The organism is Streptomyces sp. DvalAA-43 (assembly GCF_900091725.1).
GTDB lineage: Bacteria > Actinomycetota > Actinomycetes > Streptomycetales > Streptomycetaceae > Streptomyces > Streptomyces pulveraceus.
In genome coordinates this window covers 126387-143849 of sequence record NZ_FMBW01000039.1, presented here as the reverse complement: position 1 = coordinate 143849, position 17463 = coordinate 126387, and the positions used below count along the sequence as shown (strand labels likewise).

At 70.5% G+C, this 17463-nt stretch carries 12 protein-coding genes and 1 pseudogene; 10 read left to right on the top strand and 3 right to left on the bottom strand.

What is annotated here, in order from left to right:
• Positions 1–84: 84 nt before the first annotated feature.
• Positions 85–519, bottom strand: a complete 435-nt coding sequence (locus GA0115234_RS12130; protein WP_093540909.1) for an arsenate reductase ArsC — start codon at positions 517–519, stop codon at positions 85–87.
• Between the two features lie 90 nt (positions 520–609).
• Between GA0115234_RS12130 and GA0115234_RS12125 the strand changes: the two genes are divergently transcribed.
• From GA0115234_RS12125 to GA0115234_RS12105, 5 genes and pseudogenes are all read left to right on the top strand, one after another.
• Positions 610–918 carry an ArsR/SmtB family transcription factor gene (locus GA0115234_RS12125; protein ID WP_093540908.1) on the top strand — a complete coding sequence of 103 codons (309 nt, stop codon included), beginning with the start codon at positions 610–612 and terminating at the stop codon, positions 916–918.
• Positions 915–2018, top strand: a pseudogene (gene arsB / locus GA0115234_RS12120) (ACR3 family arsenite efflux transporter); the annotation flags it as partial. The gene GA0115234_RS12125 and the pseudogene arsB, both read left to right, overlap by 4 nt.
• 61 nt (positions 2019–2079) lie before the next feature.
• Positions 2080–3546, top strand: a complete 1467-nt coding sequence (locus GA0115234_RS12115) for an MFS transporter (protein WP_370804324.1) — start codon at positions 2080–2082, stop codon at positions 3544–3546.
• A gap of 188 nt (positions 3547–3734) precedes the next feature.
• Positions 3735–4880, top strand: coding sequence for a glycosyltransferase (locus GA0115234_RS12110; RefSeq protein WP_093540997.1), 1146 nt, complete (start codon positions 3735–3737; stop codon positions 4878–4880).
• A gap of 111 nt (positions 4881–4991) precedes the next feature.
• Entirely contained in the window at positions 4992–6197 is a 1206-nt protein-coding gene (locus tag GA0115234_RS12105; RefSeq protein ID WP_093540907.1) for an FUSC family protein, read from the top strand.
• Here the strand turns inward: GA0115234_RS12105 and GA0115234_RS12100 are convergent.
• Positions 6168–7355 (bottom strand): PP2C family protein-serine/threonine phosphatase, encoded by a 1188-nt coding sequence (locus tag GA0115234_RS12100; RefSeq protein WP_093540906.1) that lies wholly within the window; start codon positions 7353–7355, stop codon positions 6168–6170. The genes GA0115234_RS12105 and GA0115234_RS12100 overlap by 30 nt on opposite strands.
• Before the next feature lie 325 nt (positions 7356–7680).
• Between GA0115234_RS12100 and GA0115234_RS12095 the strand changes: the two genes are divergently transcribed.
• A complete protein-coding gene (locus GA0115234_RS12095; protein ID WP_093540905.1) occupies positions 7681–8862 on the top strand; it encodes a glycoside hydrolase family 16 protein in 1182 nt (393 codons plus the stop codon).
• Positions 8863–9018: 156 nt separating this feature from the next.
• Here GA0115234_RS12095 and GA0115234_RS12090 read toward each other — a convergent pair whose 3' ends face one another.
• Positions 9019–10830, bottom strand: coding sequence for a hypothetical protein (locus GA0115234_RS12090; protein ID WP_093540904.1), 1812 nt, complete (start codon positions 10828–10830; stop codon positions 9019–9021).
• Between the two features lie 230 nt (positions 10831–11060).
• Between GA0115234_RS12090 and GA0115234_RS12085 the strand changes: the two genes are divergently transcribed.
• The 4 genes from GA0115234_RS12085 (at position 11061) to GA0115234_RS12070 (ending at position 17443) form a co-directional block, all read left to right on the top strand.
• On the top strand, positions 11061–12443 hold the full coding sequence (locus tag GA0115234_RS12085; protein ID WP_161275589.1) for an extracellular solute-binding protein: 1383 nt from the start codon (positions 11061–11063) through the stop codon (positions 12441–12443).
• 77 nt (positions 12444–12520) lie between these two features.
• On the top strand, positions 12521–13552 hold the full coding sequence (locus tag GA0115234_RS12080; RefSeq protein ID WP_093540902.1) for a carbohydrate ABC transporter permease: 1032 nt from the start codon (positions 12521–12523) through the stop codon (positions 13550–13552).
• Positions 13552–14478 (top strand): carbohydrate ABC transporter permease, encoded by a 927-nt coding sequence (locus GA0115234_RS12075; protein WP_093540901.1) that lies wholly within the window; start codon positions 13552–13554, stop codon positions 14476–14478. Before GA0115234_RS12080 ends, GA0115234_RS12075 begins: the two co-directional genes overlap by 1 nt.
• A 220-nt stretch (positions 14479–14698) precedes the next feature.
• Entirely contained in the window at positions 14699–17443 is a 2745-nt protein-coding gene (locus GA0115234_RS12070; protein WP_093540900.1) for a hypothetical protein, read from the top strand.
• The last annotated feature ends 20 nt before the right edge of the window (positions 17444–17463 follow it).

Sequence of the window (17463 nt, the reverse complement as noted above, 5' to 3'; positions counted from 1 at the left end):
ACCCTTCCCCGGCGCTCCGGTCCGCTTCCCGGCCTCGTCCGGCCGTCTGTCCGCGTCCCCGTCCGGATCGGGGACGTCTCCCGCTCACCGCTCGGTGCGCGGTGCCAGCTCGGCGATCAGCTCCTCGACGAGGGTCCTGATCTCGTCGCGGATGGGGCGGACGGCCGCCACGCCCTGTCCGGCGGGGTCGTCGAGCTGCCAGTCGAGGTAGCGCTTGCCGGGGAATACGGGGCAGGTGTCACCGCAGCCCATGGTGATGCACACATCGGACGCGCGGACGGCGTCGGTCGTGAGGATCTTCGGGGTCTCGGCGGAGATGTCGATGCCGACCTCGGCCATCGCCTCGACGGCGGCGGGATTGACGGCCGCGCCGGGGTCGGAGCCCGCGGAACGGACCTCGATGCGGTCCCCGGCCAGATGGGTCAGCCAGGCGGCGGCCATCTGGGAGCGGCCGGCGTTGTGGACGCAGACGAACAGGACGGACGGCTTTCCGGCGGTCTCGGGCACGGTCTCGGGCATGGCGAACCCTCTCGTCTCACGGCGGCGCCAGTCGCCGCTGACATCAGCCTCCGCTGGTATCAGCGGGTGGTGATGTGAAAGTATCAGTCCATGCTGACTTCAGTCGATCCTGATCTGATCCGGGCGCTGGGCGATCCGCTCCGCCTGAAGATCGTGACCCTGCTGGCCCGCGAGACGCTCTGCACGACGCATCTGATCGAGGAGACCGGCGCGAAGCAGACCAACCTGTCCAACCACCTGAAGGTGCTGCGCGAGGCCGGACTGGTGGAGACCGAGCCGTGCGGCCGCTTCACCTACTACAGGCTCAAGCCCGAGGTCCTGGCCGGTCTGTCCGAGCAGTTCGCGGCGCTGGCCGAGTCCGCCCGTACCGCAGCCGGGAACAAGAGGGCCTGCCCGTGACCTCCACCGAACCCACCACCGCCACGGCGGCCGGGGACGACTCGATCGTCAGGAAGCTCTCCACCCTCGACCGCTACCTCGCGGTGTGGATCCTGCTCGCCATGGCCGTCGGCCTGGGCCTGGGGCGGCTGATCCCCGGGATGAACGACGCGCTGGCGAAGATCGAGATCGGCGGGATCTCCCTGCCGATCGCGCTCGGCCTGCTCGTCATGATGTACCCGGTCCTGGCCAAGGTCCGCTACGACAAGCTCGACACCGTCACCGGCGACCGCACGCTGATGGTGTCCTCGCTGGTCATCAACTGGATCATCGGTCCGGCCGTCATGTTCGCCCTGGCGTGGATCTTCCTGCCGGACCTGCCCGAGTACCGCACCGGCCTGATCATCGTCGGCCTCGCGCGCTGCATCGCCATGGTCATCATCTGGAACGACCTGGCCTGCGGCGACCGCGAAGCAGCCGCCGTACTCGTGGCGCTGAACTCCGTGTTCCAGGTCATCGCGTTCGGCCTGCTGGGCTGGTTCTACCTCGATCTGCTGCCCCGGTGGCTGAACCTCGGCGACGGCCAGGGCCTGGACGTGTCTGTATGGCACATCGCGCTGAACGTCATCATCTTCCTCGGCATCCCGCTGCTGGCCGGCTTCCTCACCCGCCGCATCGGCGAGCAGAGGATGGGCCGCGAGAAATACGAGGCGAAACTCCTGCCGAGGATCGGCCCCTGGGCGCTGTACGGGCTGCTCTTCACCATCGTCATCCTGTTCGCCCTCCAGGGGAAGACGATCACCTCGCAGCCCCTGGACGTGGTCCGGATCGCACTGCCGCTGCTCGTCTACTTCGCGATCATGTTCTTCGGCACCTTCCTCCTCGGCAAGGCTCTGGGCCTGGCCTACGACCGCACGGCCACCTTGGCGTTCACCGCGGCGGGCAACAACTTCGAACTCGCCATCGCCGTCGCCATCGCGACCTTCGGCGTCACCTCCGGCCAGGCGCTCTCCGGCGTCGTCGGCCCGCTCATCGAAGTCCCGGTCCTGATCGGTCTCGTGTACGTGTCGCTGGCCTGGCGCAAGAGCTTCACGAGAACGGCCACGGCCACGACGGCGCCGCCCCCTTGGCCGCCGAAAACCATTGGCACTCGGACGCGTACTCCACCTAGCTTGTGGGCCCGTGACTGATGCCCCGAAGAGCACCTCGCCCACCCCGCCCGCGACATCCGCAGAACCGGCCACGGCACAACACGGAGGGCGGACCACGGCCGACCTGCCGCCCCTGGGGTCCGAAGCCGCAGAGGGACTGTTCTCCCGGACGTACCTGGCGGCCACCTCCAGCTTCGCCGCGGTGATGTTCCTGACCGGCCTGGCCGCGCTGGCCGTGGTGCCCACCCTGCCGACGGCCGCACAGGATCTGGACGGGGTGTCGCTCTTCCCGCTGGTGGCGGGGTGTTTCGTGGCCGCGAGCCTGCTGGGCGGGGTGCTGGGCGGTCACTGGGCGGACCGCTCGGGGGCGCACCGCCCGCTGGCCGTCGGCATGGTGCTGGCGGTGGTCACCCTGCTGGTCTCGGCCGCCAGCACCTCGATCTGGCAACTGGCCGCCGGGCGCTTCGTGGACGGAGTGGCGGGCGGGATGATCGCGGTGGCGATCAACGCGGCGATCGGCCAGGCGTATCCCGACCGTCTGCAGCCGCGCGCCCTGGCCTTGATGAGCGCCTGCTGGATCATTCCGTCCCTGGTCGGCCCTCCGCTGGCCGGACTGGTGGCCGAATGGTGGTCCTGGCGTGTGGTGTTCTACGGCCTGGCGGCTCTGACGGCGCTCCCGGCCCTGGCGGTCGTGGCGGTGCTGCGCGGCCGTTCCTGGCGGGCCGCGCCCGCGCCCTCGGAGGAGAGCACGCCGCGACCCGCCCTGATGGTCGCGGTGGCGGTGAGCGTGGGCGCGGCGCTGGGCCAGTACGGCGCATCGGGCTGGGACACGCGCCATCTGCTGTTCGCCGCGGGGGGACTCGCCCTGCTGGTGCTGTTCGCCTCGCAGCTGCTGCCGACGGGCACCTGGCGTGCCGCGCACGGCCTGCCGGCCACGGTGCTGCTGCGCGGGCTGAGTTCGGGCGTGTTCTTCACGCTGGAGGCACTGGTGCCGCTGATGCTCGTCACCGGGCGGGACGTGGCCCCCGTCGTGACGGGGCTGGCCTTCACGGGCGCGGCCTTGGCCTGGGCGGCCTCCTCCTGGGTGCAGGGCCGCCTGCCGGAACGGACTCCGCGTCACCACCTGGTCGTGGTCGGTGCGTCGGTTCAGGCGGGGGCGGTGGCGATCGCCGTCGTCGGGTCGCTGCGCGGGATGTCGCCGGTCATCGCCGCGTCGTCGATGGTCGTCGCCGCGCTCGGCATGGGGCTGCTCGCCCCGTCCCTCACCGTGCTGTCGCTCTCCCACGCCCCCACCGGCCGGCAGGGCTACGCCAGCAGCGCGATGCAGACCAATCAGAACCTGGGCCAGATCCTGATCCTGGGTGTCGCCTCCGCCGTCTTCAACGCCTTCCTGAGCGCCGGCTCGAACGACCACGTCGGCTACGCCGCCGCCTTCGGGCTGCTGCTCGTGCCGGGCATCCTGGCCGCCCTGCTCGCCACCCGGGCCCGCAGCGCCTGAGGTGAACACGGCCCGATGTCCGGCAGCCGGGACGGCGAGACCCGCGCGGAAGCCTGGCACAGGGGTACGGCAACCGATCGCCGCTGCGAGGCTTCCGCCCGGCTATCCGAGCAAACGCGGGAAACGCGCCGAAAACAGGCGGAAAGCGGGCCTGTGGGCGGAAGGTGAAGGTCCGTACGCTCGGCCGCATGCGTGTACTTTTCGCCTCGACCCGCGGCTCGGGCCACTTCCAGCCGCTGGTCCCCCTCATCGACGCCTGCACGGCACGGGGCGACGACGTCCTCGTCGTCGCCCCGCCGGCACTCGAATCCTTGCTCGCGGCCCGGAAACAGCCGTACCGCATCGGCGGGGAGCCGCCCCGGGAGGAACTCGCACAGATCATGGAGCAGGTGCTGGCCCTGTCCCCGGACGACGGCGTCGTCATGATGGTCGGGGAGGTGTTCGGCCGGCGCTGCACCGCCGCGATGCTCCCCGCGCTGGACGAGGCATGCCGCGACTGGCGGCCCGATCTCGTCCTGCACGAGTCGTTCGAATTCGCCTCCGTGGTGGCCGCCGAGCGGCACGGCATCCCGCATGCCCGGGTCGCGGTCTCGGCCGCGGGGTTCACCTCGGCCACCGACCCGCTCCTGCCCCCCGTGCTCGACGCGTACGGCCCCGGCATCGCGCAGCGGCTCCTCGACTCCCCGTACCTGACCCGGCTGCCGGCCTCCATGGACCCCTCGCCGTACGCCGTGACCCACCGCTATCACGAAGCCCTCCGACCGGGCGTGCTGCCGGACTGGTGGGGCGGGGCGGAGGAACCGCTGGTCAACGTCACCCTCGGCACCGAGGCGGGCGCCCTGCCGACCGCGGTCGGCCTGTACCGGGCGGTGGTGGACGCGGTGAGCGCACTGCCGGTGCGGGTGCTGCTCACGACCGGGCACCACATCGACGCCTCGGACCTCGGACCACTGCCGCCCCACGTCCATGTGGAGCCGTGGGTGCCGCAGGCGGACGTCCTGCGCGGCGCCTCCCTCGTGGTCTGTCACGGCGGTTCGGGGACCGTCTACGGCGCTCTCGCGGCAGGCGTCCCGCTGGTCTGCGTCCCCCTCTTCGCCGACCAGCCGGAGAACGCCGATCTGGTCGCCGGGGCGGGGGCGGGAATGGCCGTACCCCCGACCGGCGGCCCGGCGGACGAGCCGGCGGTCCTGGGCCCCGACGACGTGCGGAGCATCCGCGCCGCCGCCGAACGGATCCTCGCCGAGCCGTCGTACCGCACGCGGGCGGAGCGGCTGGCCGACGAGATGGGGGCCGCCGTCCCGGTCGAGGAACTGCTCGACATCCTCCGGACCTGACCCCCGGTCCCTGATCCCTGACCACGGCGGGGCCGCCGGCCCGCACGTCCGTACGGTGGGTGTCGCCGCACCGGCGCACTGCCACGGCGCGCGGGCGGGCATGGGAAGGGAATGGCCCGAGTATCCGCACCCGTGATCGAGCTCGTCCGGCGTACGACGGAGCCCGTCGGAGCGCAGACCGTGCGTTCCACGGCCGCTGCCGTCATCGCCTACGTCGTGGCGGTGTGGACCCTGCCCCATCCCGCGCCGCTCACGGCGCCGCTCACCGCCCTCCTCGTCGTACAGGTCACCCTCTACTCGACCCTCACCACGGGCATCCGCCGGGTGAACTCGGTGGTGGTCGGGGTGCTCATCGCCACTGCGCTCAGCGCGCTGGTGGGCCTGAACTGGTGGAGCCTCGGGCTGACGATCTTCGCCTCGCTGATCATCGGGCGGCTGGTGCGCGTCGGCGAGTTCGTGCCCGAGGTGGCGATCAGCGCGATGCTCGTGCTGGGCGTCTCGCAGGTCGCGTCGACCGCCTGGGACCGGGTGCTGGAGACCCTGATCGGAGCCGGTGTGGGACTGCTCTTCAACCTGCTCCTGGCGCCTCCGGTGTGGGTGCAGCCCGCAGGCGCCTCCATCGACGGACTGGCCCGGGAGATGGGGCGGATGTTCCGTGCGATGGGGGAGGACGTGGCCGGTCACGTCTCCGTCGAGCGGGCGGCCGACCGGCTCCACGCGGCCCGCCGCCTCGACCACGACATCGTGGAGGTCGACGCCTCGCTGCGGCAGGCGGAGGACAGCCTCACGCTCAATCCGCGCGTCCGGCAGGGACTGCTGTACCGGGTCGTGCTGCGCACCGGTCTGGACACCCTGGAGATCTGCGCCGTGGTGCTGCGGGTGCTGTCGCGCACCCTGACCGACCTGGCCAAGGCCCGTACCGACGAGACGCTGTTCCCCGCCGATGTGGCCGAGTCCCTGACGGAGCTGTTCGGGCAGATGGCCGGTGCCGTCGAGAGCTTCTCGGAGCTGATCACCACCCCGCTCGCGCAGAACGCGGAGGACGCGGAGGCCAGGCTGGCGGACGCCCTCGCCCTCAGCCGCGCGACCAGGGACAGGGTGGCCTACCTGCTCCTCGAAGACGTCCAGGAACATCCCCGGCAGTGGCAGCTGCACGGCGCGCTGCTCGCCGAGGTCGACCGGATCCTGGACGAGCTCGACATCGACAAGCGCACGGAACGCCTGGGCAAGGAGCTCGACCGGCGCTCCGCGCAACTCCACGAACGCCACCCCTGGCTGCGCGCAGTGTCACGCCGGCTGGGCACCGGGCAGACCTGAGGGTGGTGTCGGCGCGGCGTCGCCCGGGGCCGGCAGGCGCTCGACGGCGACCAGTGCGGCATCGTCCCCCAGGCGGCCGCCCGCGTGGCGCAACAGATCGGCGCACAGGAATTCCAGCAGGGCGTCGGGACCCGCGCCGCCCCGCGAAGCGGCCCGTTCCCGCAGCGGGTAGAAGTTCCCCGACCGGTCCCGGGACTCGATGACGCCGTCGGTGTACAGCAGCAGGGTGTCACCGGCCTCGAAGCCGAAGGTCTCCGCCGTGTGCTCCGTGATCACCAGGTGTGTCAGTCCGAGCGGCGGGGCCGGCACCCGCACACCGAGCGGGATCACCTCACCCGCGCGCAGCAGAAGCGGCGGCGGATGACCGCAGCTGACCAGGCGGATCTCGGCGGCGTCGTCGGGGATGTCGAGCACCGCCGCGGTGACGAAGGACTCCGCGAGGTCAGGATCGTGCTCCCCGGGCTCGTCCCCGCCCTCGGGTGCCGGGTCGTCCGGGTCCGGGGCGATGCTCGTCTCCAGGTGGGCCACCAGTTCGGGCAGTTGCCACTGCTGGCGGGACAGGGCGTGGAAGGCCCCCAGGACGCTGGCCGCCTCACCGATCGCGGCGAGCCCCTTGCCGCGTACGTCACCGATGATCAGGCGGGTGCCCCCCATGGTCCGGGCGGCGGCGTACAGGTCGCCGCCGATCTGCGCCTCCGCCTCCGCGGCCAGATAGACCGAGGCGATGCGCAGGGGGCCGCTCCGTGCGGGCAGTGGCCGCAGCACCACGTGCTGTGCCGCCTCGGCCACCGAGCGCAGCTGGGCGACGGCCCGCTCGTTGCGGACCCTCAGGTGGGCGAAGAAGGTGACGAAGACGGAGATGAGAACGAGCGCGATGATCTGGTAGGTGTGGTTGAGGTCGTTGAGACTGGAGCGGGCGACGGCCACCAGGGACTGCGCCAGCACGGCGACCGCACCGACGAAGGCGGTCATGCGCGGCCCGGTGAACGAGGCGGCCACTGCGGGCGCAGCCACCAGGAACGGGCCGAGATGGACATCCGGCGGTGCGGAGACATCGACCGCCGTGACGACGGCGATCAGTGCGAACGGCACCGCCACGAGCACGTTCCTGCGCCGCCGGGACTCGCGGATCGACTGCAGGAACCGCCGGGAGGTCATGCTTCCGGCTTACCTCACCCGGTCCGTCTCCGCCCCTCGTACCCCGGCCAGGGGCCGGCAGGGACATGGAGAGGCCGCTCGGCCGCGCCCGTCGTCCCGATGATGGAATGCCCCGGCGGATCCGGCATGCACCATGCGGGATCAGCATCCAGGCAGCGCGGAGTCATCACCCCTTCGAGTGGGACGAATACGGAGACCGATCGACCCTAGGGCTTGACGCGTCCTCGACATGCGGACACTCTTCCTGCATTGCACATACGAGTTGCACAGATTGACAGCGTGGTGCGCCAAGTGGCTCGTCGACCGATGAAGGAGTGAGGGCGGCATGAAAAACCGAACCCGCATCCCACGCACGCTCGCCGCCATGGCTGCCGGGCTGGTGGCACTGGCCGGTGCGATCGCCCCGCAGGCCACGGCCGCCGAGCCGTCCCCACCCGGCGACGGCTGGACGCTCGCCTTCGGCGACGAGTTCGACGGCACCACCGTCGACACCGCCAAGTGGGGCTTCCGCACCGACGTGAAGGCCTACAGCGCACAGCGCAAGGAGAACGTCACCGAGTCCGGCGGCAGCCTCGGCATCAACCTCAAGAAGGAGACCTACGCCGGCAAGGACTTCACCGGCGGCGGAGTCGTCAGCAAGCAGCGGCTGCGTTACGGCTACTACGAGACCCGCGCCAGGATCAACGACGGCAGCGGCTGGCACTCCTCGTTCTGGCTGATGGGCGGCGACGGCAGCACCACGTTCCCCGCGGACCAGCGCACCGAGGTCGACGGATTCGAGGTCGACTCGGCCAACCCCACGAAGCTCGCCCACAATGTGCACAGCTGGAAGGGATCGGGTGCCACCGGCCCGGTGCACTACGGCTCCGGCACCTATGACAGCGGCCTCGATCTGCGGCAGTGGCACACCTACGGGATCGACTGGTCCGAGAGCGGTGTGAAGTTCTCTCTGGACGGCGCCCTGAAGTACACCGCGCCCTACACCCCCGACCAGTGGACCCACGACTACACCGCCATCTGGCTCACCTCCATCGCCTACGGGTCCGTGCCGGACACGACCGGGCTGCCGTCCGCGATGCAGTTCGACTACGTCCGCTACTGGCAGCGCGACTACTACGTCGACAACGACGGCCCCGCCGCCTACGGGTACTCCACCTCCGGTGCCTGGTCGGCCAGTTCGCTCTCCGGGTGGACGAAGGAGTCGCCGATGACCTATGCCTGCGACGCCGGTGCCACGGCGACCTGGCGGCCCCGCCTCCGCGCCGCCGGAACGTACGAGGTCTTCGTCCGGAAGACGGCCACGCCCGGCGGTGACCCCGCGGCCCGGCTCGCGCTCGACAACAACGGCTCGGTGACGAGGAGCACCCTCGACGAACGCACCGGAGGGTCCGGCTGGGTCTCCCTCGGCACCCGGTCGTACGCCGAGGGCACCGGCGCCGCCGTGTCCCTCACCGCGAGCGGCACCGGGTGCGTGCACGCCGACGCGGTGAAGTTCGTGCGTCGCTGACCGACCGGCCGGCCGGGGAGCTGACCGGCCGGCCGGGGAACAGTGCGGCACCCTCGGCCGGCCGCACGCGGGATCAGGTGTCCCGAGCGGTCGCAGCCGGCCGCTGCCCGCTCGTGCGCCGGGCTGCGACCGGGCCGGAACGAAGGCCCGGGATGCCTACGGGACCAGCAGGGAATCCGACAGACGGGGCGACGGCGGCGCGGCGCCGTCCAGTGTCGCGGAGTGCAGCGCGGCGTGCTCCTCGCGGGAGACGACCGACCGGCCGCCGGACACCGTCAGCCGGTTCCCCCGCGGGGTCGTCCACCGCAGTTCGGCGCGGTCACCCGAGACCTCCACCTCCGGATCCGGCGCGGGCGGCGCACCGCGCCCCGTACCGGACGGCACCAGGGACAGGGTCCCCGCCGCGAAGGTGTCGCCGAGCTTTGCCCAGTCCAGCTCGGCCGGGGCCGCGCTCTCGAAGAGCACCACCTCGATCCGCACCCCGTCGGCGCGCGGGACCAGCCGGGCCGTCGGCGTGCGGCCGCCGAAGGAGCCTCCGGCCAGCCTGAAGTCCAACCGGGCCGTCCCCAGGTCGAGTGCGACGCCACCGTCGATCGTGGACGCCTCCGCCACGGGCGGCGCACCGATCAGGTCCACCACCAGACGCAGCGACCGGGCCCGGAAGCGGTCGCCCGGTGTGATCATGTCGAGGTGGTGGTGCCGGTCTCCCGCCGGGCAGGCGAACCCCGTCAGCCAGGCGACATGCGGACCGCTCTGCACGGTGGAGAGCACACCCGAGGCGAAGTCGAAGTCCTCCGCCCCGTCGTCCTTCACCAGATGGACGTGCAGATGACCGGCGGATCCGTCCGGACGTACCCAGTGGCCGAACAGCGGCCGCCGCTGGAGCCAGGTGTCCTGGTGGTTCACACTGCCCAGGGTGGTGACCGGATCCAGCCAGGTGGTGCCCGTCTCCGGGGCCGGGCTCCCGGTGAACAGTTCCCGGTGCTCGTGCCCGCCCGCTAGCTCCCGCAGCCGTGGCAGGACCCACTCGGGCATCCGGTAGTCCACGCAGGCGTCCAGCCCGGCCGACATCTCGCCCCGGACCGGGCTGGGCACCGGCGCGCCGAGCTCCCCGCGCACCGCCTTCGCCAGGAACGGCGGCACACCCAGGTCGTTGCTGTAGCAGCGGGCCATCGGGCCGGAGAGCTGACGGGTCGGCGGGTGCCAGCGGGCCAGGAAGTGCTGCCAGAGACGGTCGTGCAGCCGGTCGTTGAGCTCCAGCACCTCCGCGTCGTCGACATGTTCCCTGATCAGGGTCAGGGTCTGGAGCACGACGCCCCAGTAGGACGGGCTGTTGAACTCGGTGAAGCTGCCGGTGCCGTCGATGGCCCGCGAGAGCCGCACCATGCGGTCCTTGCCGTACGCGAACAACTCCTCGTCGTCGAGGAGTCTCCCGGCGGCGAGCGTCACGAACGTACCCATGACGGCGACGTTCGTGTACGTCATATGCACGTTCCTGCGGACGATCGACGCGGCCGCGTGCCGTAGCGACTCCCTGAGCTCGTGCCGCACCTCGGCCGGCAGACCGTCGCCGTGGCGGGCGTGCACCAGCAGCAGGGCGATGCCGAGGAAGTCCGCCCAGTTCCAGTCGGCCGGGTCCATCTCCGCGGCCGGTTCCTCGGCGTAGTAGCCCCAGATGCCGTACGTGGGGTTCTCCGGCGAGCGGTCCTGGAGCGCGGCGATCCGCAGGATCACGGCATGGGCACGCTCGGCGTCGCCCTCGCCGCCCCGCTCCAGCAGAAGGAGGGCGTAGTGCAGGGAGTTGCGGGTGGGGTGCGCGAGGCCCCCCTTGATGTGCGTGTGGATGGGGTTGTACGGGGCTTCGACCCGCAGCAGGTTCGCCTCGGCGTCCCAGCGGCGGTCGCCCTCGTCGAGAGCCGCTCGCAGCAGGGTGCGGTCGTACGCGGCGGCCGACCAGGCAGGGTCCACGGGATGTCCTCCAGCTCGTGATCGTCGGTCCGACGATCTCCGGCAATGCTTGGGAAACGTTTTCCAGAGGCTAAGCCGACGTCAACGCTGCGGCAAGGGGCATGTGGTGGACTCCCGGTCAGAAGCCCGGCGCCAACCCATTGACGCGGAGATATCGGGCGGTGCAAGGTGACCCCGGCTGGAAAACGCTTTCCAGCCGGTTTCCGGTCCGTCCTTGAATGGAGTCCCCGATGAGACCCTCCCTGCGCATCGCCCTGACCGGCGTCACCGCGGGTGCGCTCGTCAGCGTGCTTGCCTCGTGTTCCGGTTCCGGCAGCGACACGGCCGCCGACGGCACGGTGACGATCACCGTCTCCGGGCGCCCGCCCGCCACCAACGCGGCAGCGCTCAAGACGTTCGAGGCGCGGGTGGCGGAGTTCGAGAAGGCGAACCCCAAGATCAAGATCAGGACGAACGAGTACCAGTACGACCAGCAGAGCTTCCAGACCAAGGTGGGCGGCGGCAGCCTGGAGACGATCGTACGGGTGCCGCTCACCGAGATGTCGGGCCTGATCAAGCGCCGCCAGATCGCCGACCTCACCCAGGACTTCAAGGCGCTGAAGCACCACGAGGACTTCAACGACGTCGCGCTCGGGGCCGCGAAGGGCACGGACGGCAAGCTCTACGGCATCCCCACCGAGGAGTACGCCCTCGGCCTCGTCTACAACCGCGATCTGTTCGAGAAGGCCGGACTCGACCCGGACAAGCCACCGACCACCTGGCCCGAGGTCCGTTCGGCGGCCAGGGCGATCTCCGAGAAGACCGATGCCACCGGATACGCCCAGATGACCAAGGAGAACGCCGGCGGCTGGATGCTCACCGCGATGGCGTACTCCTTCGGCGACAGCATGCAGGAGGAGTCCGGCGGCAAGTGGGCCAACACCTTCGACCAGGCCGGCAGCGGTGCGGAGAAGTCGCTGAAGGCGCTGAAGGACATGCGCTGGACGGACGACTCGATGGGCAAGAACCAGCTGCGCAACATCACCGACATGGAGAAGGACTTCTCCGCCGGGAAGATCGGCATGACGATCGCCGGACCGAGCATGGTCGGCCACTACATCCAGCAGTACAAGGGTGACCCCAAGACCATCGGCCTCGGCGCCATGCCCGTCGACGGCGGAGACAAGCGGACCCTGGCCGGCGGCACCATCGCGGTGATCAGCCCCAGGGCCACCGCCCGGCAGCGCGAGGCCGCGGCGAAGTTCATCGACTTCTACTACCTCTCCGTCAAGTACGACGTCGCGCTCGCCGAGAAGGACGCGGTGGCCAGGAAGAAGGACGGCTCCGTCGTCGGCGTGCCGTCCGTGCCGTTCTACAAGCCGGTCATCGCCGACCCGGTCGACACCGCCGTCAACAAGCAGGCCAATGTGCCGGTCGGGCACTTCGCCCCGTACACCGAGTCGCTCGGCGACTACGAGCTGCGCATCGAGCCGCCCGTCGAGGCGCAGAACGTCTACAAGGCCCTCGACAGCGCCGTGCAGGCCGTGCTGACGCGCCAGGACGCCGACCCGGCGGAGCAGCTGAGGAAGGCCGCGGCGCAGGTCAAGTCCCAGGTGGAGCGGGCGCAGAACTAGAACCACCTCCCGGCAGCCGGAGCGTGTCCGGCACATCAGGCAGTGAGCACAGCACGAGGAGAGGCGAGGAGACGTCAATGAGCAGGTCACAAGCGCCTGCGGCGCCCGCCGGGAACCGCACCCAGAAGGACCGGACGAGGAAACAGCGTTCCGCCGACCCGTCCGCCGCCCGGCCGCGGACCCCCGACGGGCCGCCGCGCACCGCCTCCCCGCATCGCGGCGGCCCGGTGGAACGCTTCGTCCGCTGGGCCAGGCAAGGAGGTGTCACCACCATCCTGTTCGGTCTGCCGATGGTGCTGTGCTTCGCCTACTTCTCGTGGTGGCCGATCGTCCAGAGCGTGCAGCTCAGCTTCCAGCAGACCAATCTGGTCGACCCCGCCAGCTGGGTGGGGCTGGACAACTTCCGCCATGTGCTCGACGACCCGCTGCTGTGGAAGGCCGTGAAGAACACCGGGCTGTTCGCCGTGCTCGCCCTGGTGATCGGCTTCCCGGTGCCGCTCTTCCTCGCGGTGCTCATCTCCGAACTGCGGCGCGGCGGCACACTGTTCCGCATTCTCGCCTACCTTCCGGTGGCGATCCCGCCGGTCGTCTCCGTCCTGTTGTGGAAGGTGTTCTACGACCCGGACGCCGGTCTGTTCAACCAGCTGCTGGCCCATGTGGGCCTCGGCCCCTACCCCTGGTTGCAGTCGACCGACACCGCGATGCTGTCGATCGTCCTGGAGGCCACCTGGGCCGGGTTCGGCTCCACGGTGATCATCTACCTGGCGGCGCTCGGCTCCGTACCGACCGAGCTGTACGAGGCCGCCGAGATCGACGCCGCGGGCATCTGGCGCCGGGTCTGGCACATCACCCTGCCGTCGCTGCGCGGGGTCATCCTGATCATGCTGCTGCTCCAGATCATCGGCACCCTGCAGATCTTCACCGAACCCTTCGTGATGACGGACGGAGGCCCGGAGGACTCCACGCTCACCGTCCTGATGCTGATCTACAACTACGCCTTCCAGAACGGCGACTTCGGAGCCGCGACCGCGCTCAGCGTCATGCTGGCCCTCGTGCTCGGCGTGCTCTCGGCGATCTATCTGCGGGCGACGAGGAGCTGGAGCAACTGATGGCCGTACAGATCCCCCTTCGCACCCGCCGCAGGAACCGCCGCGAGGAGAGCGGACGCGGGCTCATCTCCGGTGCCGACCGGCGGCGGACCTCCGTACGGTACTCGCTCCGCTCCGTACAGACCCTCTCGCTCCTGCTGCTGCTCGCCTTCGGGGCGGCGCCCCTCTACTGGACGTTCAAGGGCGCCGTCTCACCGACCCAGGAGCTGCTGCGCGATCCGCTGGCGCTCTGGCCCGACCACGCCCAATGGGACAACCTCTCCCGCGCCTGGAGCGAACTCCAGGTCGGCCAGTACCTCTGGAACACCGTGGTCCTGGTCACCGGCTCGGTCGTCGCCCACCTCGTCGTCGCCACCACCGGCGGCTACGTCCTGTCCGTGCTGCGCCCCAAGTGGGCCACGCCCGTGCGGTGGATGGTGCTCGCCACCCTCTTCATCCCCGGCTCCATCTCGCTGGTGGCGCTCTACCTCACCGTGCTCGACCTGCCCGGCCTCGGCATCTCGCTCGCCAACAGCCCGTGGGGCGTCTGGCTGCCGCACGCCGCCAGCGCCTTCACCGTACTGATCGTGATGAAGTTCTTCGACGGCATCCCGCGTGAACTCTTCGAGGCCGCCAAGGTCGACGGCGCGGGGCCGTTCATCATCTTCCGCCGGATCGTGCTGCCCATGTCGCGGCCGATCCTCGCGGTGGTGACCCTGCTGACGGTCATGAACTCCTGGAAGGACTTCCTCTGGCCGCTGATCGTCATTCCGGACACCGAGAAGCAGCCCATCTCCGCCGCACTGCCGCGCCTCGCGGAAACGGCGGAACAGTCGCTGCTCATCGCCGGGATGCTGCTCGCCATCCTGCCCCCGGTCGTGCTGTTCCTGATCTTCCAGCGGCAGATCGTACGCGGCGGGGGAGGCTTCACCGGCCTCAAGGGATGAGGACCACCCGGGCACCGGCGCGGACCCGTCCGCGTCGGCCGACGGCGGCAGCGGTGCGCGCCGACGGCACACGGACCGGTGTGCTCCGCCGGGGTACAGCCGACGGAGCACACCTCCACCCGGGAACCACCCATACGCACCGCGCCGATCCGATCGAGAGGAAGCCTCGATGGAACAGAACGGCATGATCCGGCCAGGTCCTCTGGTTCCAGCCAGAGTAATGGATCGCCCGAGACGGTCCGCCGCATGGGGCGGTGCGGCCGCCCTGCTCGGCTGCCTGCTGGTGGTGGCACCGCTGCCCGGCACGGCCCCGGCCGCCCACGCCGCCGGAGCACTCACCGTCACCTCGCCCGACCTGATCTTCGTCAAGGGACAGGCGAAGATCACCCTCGCCTCCGACGAGGCATCGGTGGCCTGGAAGGCCGTCGACGACCAGGGCCTGACCGTCGCGTCGGGCACCGCACCGGTCTCGGGCGGCACGGCCACCGTCGACGTCACCGCGCTCGGCAGCGGCTACTACACGCTCACGGCCACCGCCGGTGCCACCACCCGCACCGCCAACTTCGGTGTGCTGACCGCGCTGACCGGCAAGGAACAGCAGGACACCCGCTTCGGCACCGGCATCCACTACGGGTGGAACGACGGCGACGACCAGAAGCTGCTGCGCTCGGTCAAGCTGATGGGCATGCACGGGGTCCGCTCCGACATCAACTGGGGCGCCATCGAGAAGACCCCCGGCGCGTACTCCTGGAGCAGCTACTCCACCGACCAGCACATCCCGTACGCCAAGTCGCAGGGGCTGACCGCACTGCCCATCTCCGGCTACCGGAACCCCAACTACGACGGCCACCGGACACCGGCCTCCGACGCGGCGCTGGAGGCCTACGGAAAGTTCACGGCCGCCGCCGTGGAGAAGTACCAGCAGTCCTCCAAGGAAATCGAGATCTACAACGAGTACAACTCGACCGGCTTCAACAACGGCACCTGCGGCATCACCGCCGACTGCTACCTCAAGCTGCTCCAGGCCAGCTACGGCAAGGTGCACGCCAAGGTCCCGGACGCCACCGTCGTCGGCGGCGGCCTGGCCGGCCTCCAGACCGACTGGCTGAAGCGGCTGTACGCGATCGGCGGCCTGAAGTACCTGGACGCGCTCAGCGTGCACCAGTACGGCTACCCGAACCCGCCCGAGACCGCGCTGTCGACGCTGCCGCAGGTACGTGCCGACCTGGACGCGGCGGGCGGCAAGGACATCCCGCTCTGGATCACCGAGAACGGCTACCCGACCCACAGCGACGGCGTCACCCCCGCCGAGCAGGCCACGTACGTGCCGCGTGCGCAGATCTTCTCGTTCGCCTCGGGTGTCAGCCGCTACTACTGGTACGACCTCACCAACGACGGCACCGACGCCACCAACAAGGAACACAACTTCGGCGCCTTCAAGCGCCCCACCGCGGAGGTCAAGGCCTGGCAGCCCAAGCCGTCCGTGGTCACCGAGGGCGTACTGATCCGGCAGCTCGCGGGCCGCGCCTACGCGGGCCGTGACGACGCCGGTTCCGCCGACGTCCGCTCGTACCGTTTCGGCACCGGGAGCAACACCGTCCGGGCGCTCTACACCACCGCCGCGACTCCGGGCACGGCCGAGCTGTCGGCCGGCGGCCCGGTCACCGTCACCGACCAGCTGGGCCACGAGAAGACGTACCTCCCGGTCGGCGGCAAGGTACAGCTCGGCATCGACGGCAAGGTGCTGTACGTCAAGGGCGCGGTGAACGCGGTCAAGACCGTCAGCGGCCCCGTGTTCTCCCTCCGGCTGCCGCAGCACTCCAACACCGAGGAGACCGTCGACGCGGTGCTCCAGGTGGACGGCACCAAGGACCGGACGCCGCTGCCGCTGCGCTACGACTTCAAGATCGCCGGGGAGAAGTACCGGGTGACCGCCCGGCCCGGCAAGGTCGTCCGGCAGACCGTCCAACTGCCCACCTCGGCCCTCACCGGCCCGCGCACGGTCAGCGGCACGGTCGGACTCGGGCCGCTGAACCTCGCCCGCCTCACCTCCGACACCGAGGTGCTGCCGCCGACCCAGGTCACCTTCGACCCGGTGGTGAGGAAGGCGGCCCCGTTCGCCGCCGCGCTGAAGGTCACCGTCACCAACAATCGCGTCCGCGGCCCGCTCGAACTCACCAAGCTGGACTGGCAGGTGAACGAGGGCACCACCTACCTGGACCGGGGCACCATCGACGGCCCGATCAAGGTCGGCCCCGGAGCCAGTGCCTCGTACACCGTGGACGCCCGCAACATCAAGCAGTGGAAGCGCTACTGGACGGCCGCCTACGTCAACACCCCCGACGGGGCCAGGACCGCCGTGGGCGTCTGGAACGGCTGGGGCGCCGTCCAGCCGGCCGACACCGACACCACCACCCCCATCGACGTCATCGGCGACGGTTCGGTGAAGTACACGGGCGGCTACAACGGCGCGGCCGACCTCTCCGGCACCGTCCGCCCCCAGTACAGCGACGCCGGACTCGTGCTCAAGGGCGCGATCACCGACAACGTGCTGGCGCAGCCCGCCACCACCGCCGAGAACATGTGGCAGGGCGACAGCATCCAGTTCGCCGTCACCCCCCAGGTGCCGGGCCGCAGCAAGCAGTACGTCGAGTTCGGTGCCTCGCTCGTGGGCGGCAAGCCGCAGGTCTACACCTGGCGGGCACCGTCCGGCCAGTACGCCGGCCCGACCCCGGGCGCCACCGCCCGGATCACCCGTGACGGCACCACCACCCACTACACGGTGACGGTGCCGTGGGCCTCGCTCGGTCTGACCGGCAAGCCCACCGAATCCATCGGACTCGGCTTCGTCGTCAACGACAGCGACAACGACGGCCGGGCGCGCGGCTGGTCGGAGTGGGGCGCCTCCATCGCCAACAACTCCAAGAGCGCCGCCGGTCTGCGGGCCGTCCAGCTGACCGACTGAACCACCCCATGACGGGCGGG

Coding starts and splice junctions, on each gene's coding strand:
- GA0115234_RS12070 (WP_093540900.1), top strand. CDS start 14,699: ATGGATCGCCCGAGACGGTCCGCCGCATGGGGCGGTGCGGCCGCCCTG.
- GA0115234_RS12110 (WP_093540997.1), top strand. CDS start 3,735: ATGCGTGTACTTTTCGCCTCGACCCGCGGCTCGGGCCACTTCCAGCCG.
- GA0115234_RS12075 (WP_093540901.1), top strand. CDS start 13,552: ATGGCCGTACAGATCCCCCTTCGCACCCGCCGCAGGAACCGCCGCGAG.
- GA0115234_RS12105 (WP_093540907.1), top strand. CDS start 4,992: ATGGCCCGAGTATCCGCACCCGTGATCGAGCTCGTCCGGCGTACGACG.
- GA0115234_RS12085 (WP_161275589.1), top strand. CDS start 11,061: ATGAGACCCTCCCTGCGCATCGCCCTGACCGGCGTCACCGCGGGTGCG.
- GA0115234_RS12125 (WP_093540908.1), top strand. CDS start 610: ATGCTGACTTCAGTCGATCCTGATCTGATCCGGGCGCTGGGCGATCCG.
- GA0115234_RS12095 (WP_093540905.1), top strand. CDS start 7,681: ATGAAAAACCGAACCCGCATCCCACGCACGCTCGCCGCCATGGCTGCC.
- GA0115234_RS12100 (WP_093540906.1), bottom strand. CDS start 7,355: ATGACCTCCCGGCGGTTCCTGCAGTCGATCCGCGAGTCCCGGCGGCGC.
- GA0115234_RS12080 (WP_093540902.1), top strand. CDS start 12,521: ATGAGCAGGTCACAAGCGCCTGCGGCGCCCGCCGGGAACCGCACCCAG.
- GA0115234_RS12130 (WP_093540909.1), bottom strand. CDS start 519: ATGCCCGAGACCGTGCCCGAGACCGCCGGAAAGCCGTCCGTCCTGTTC.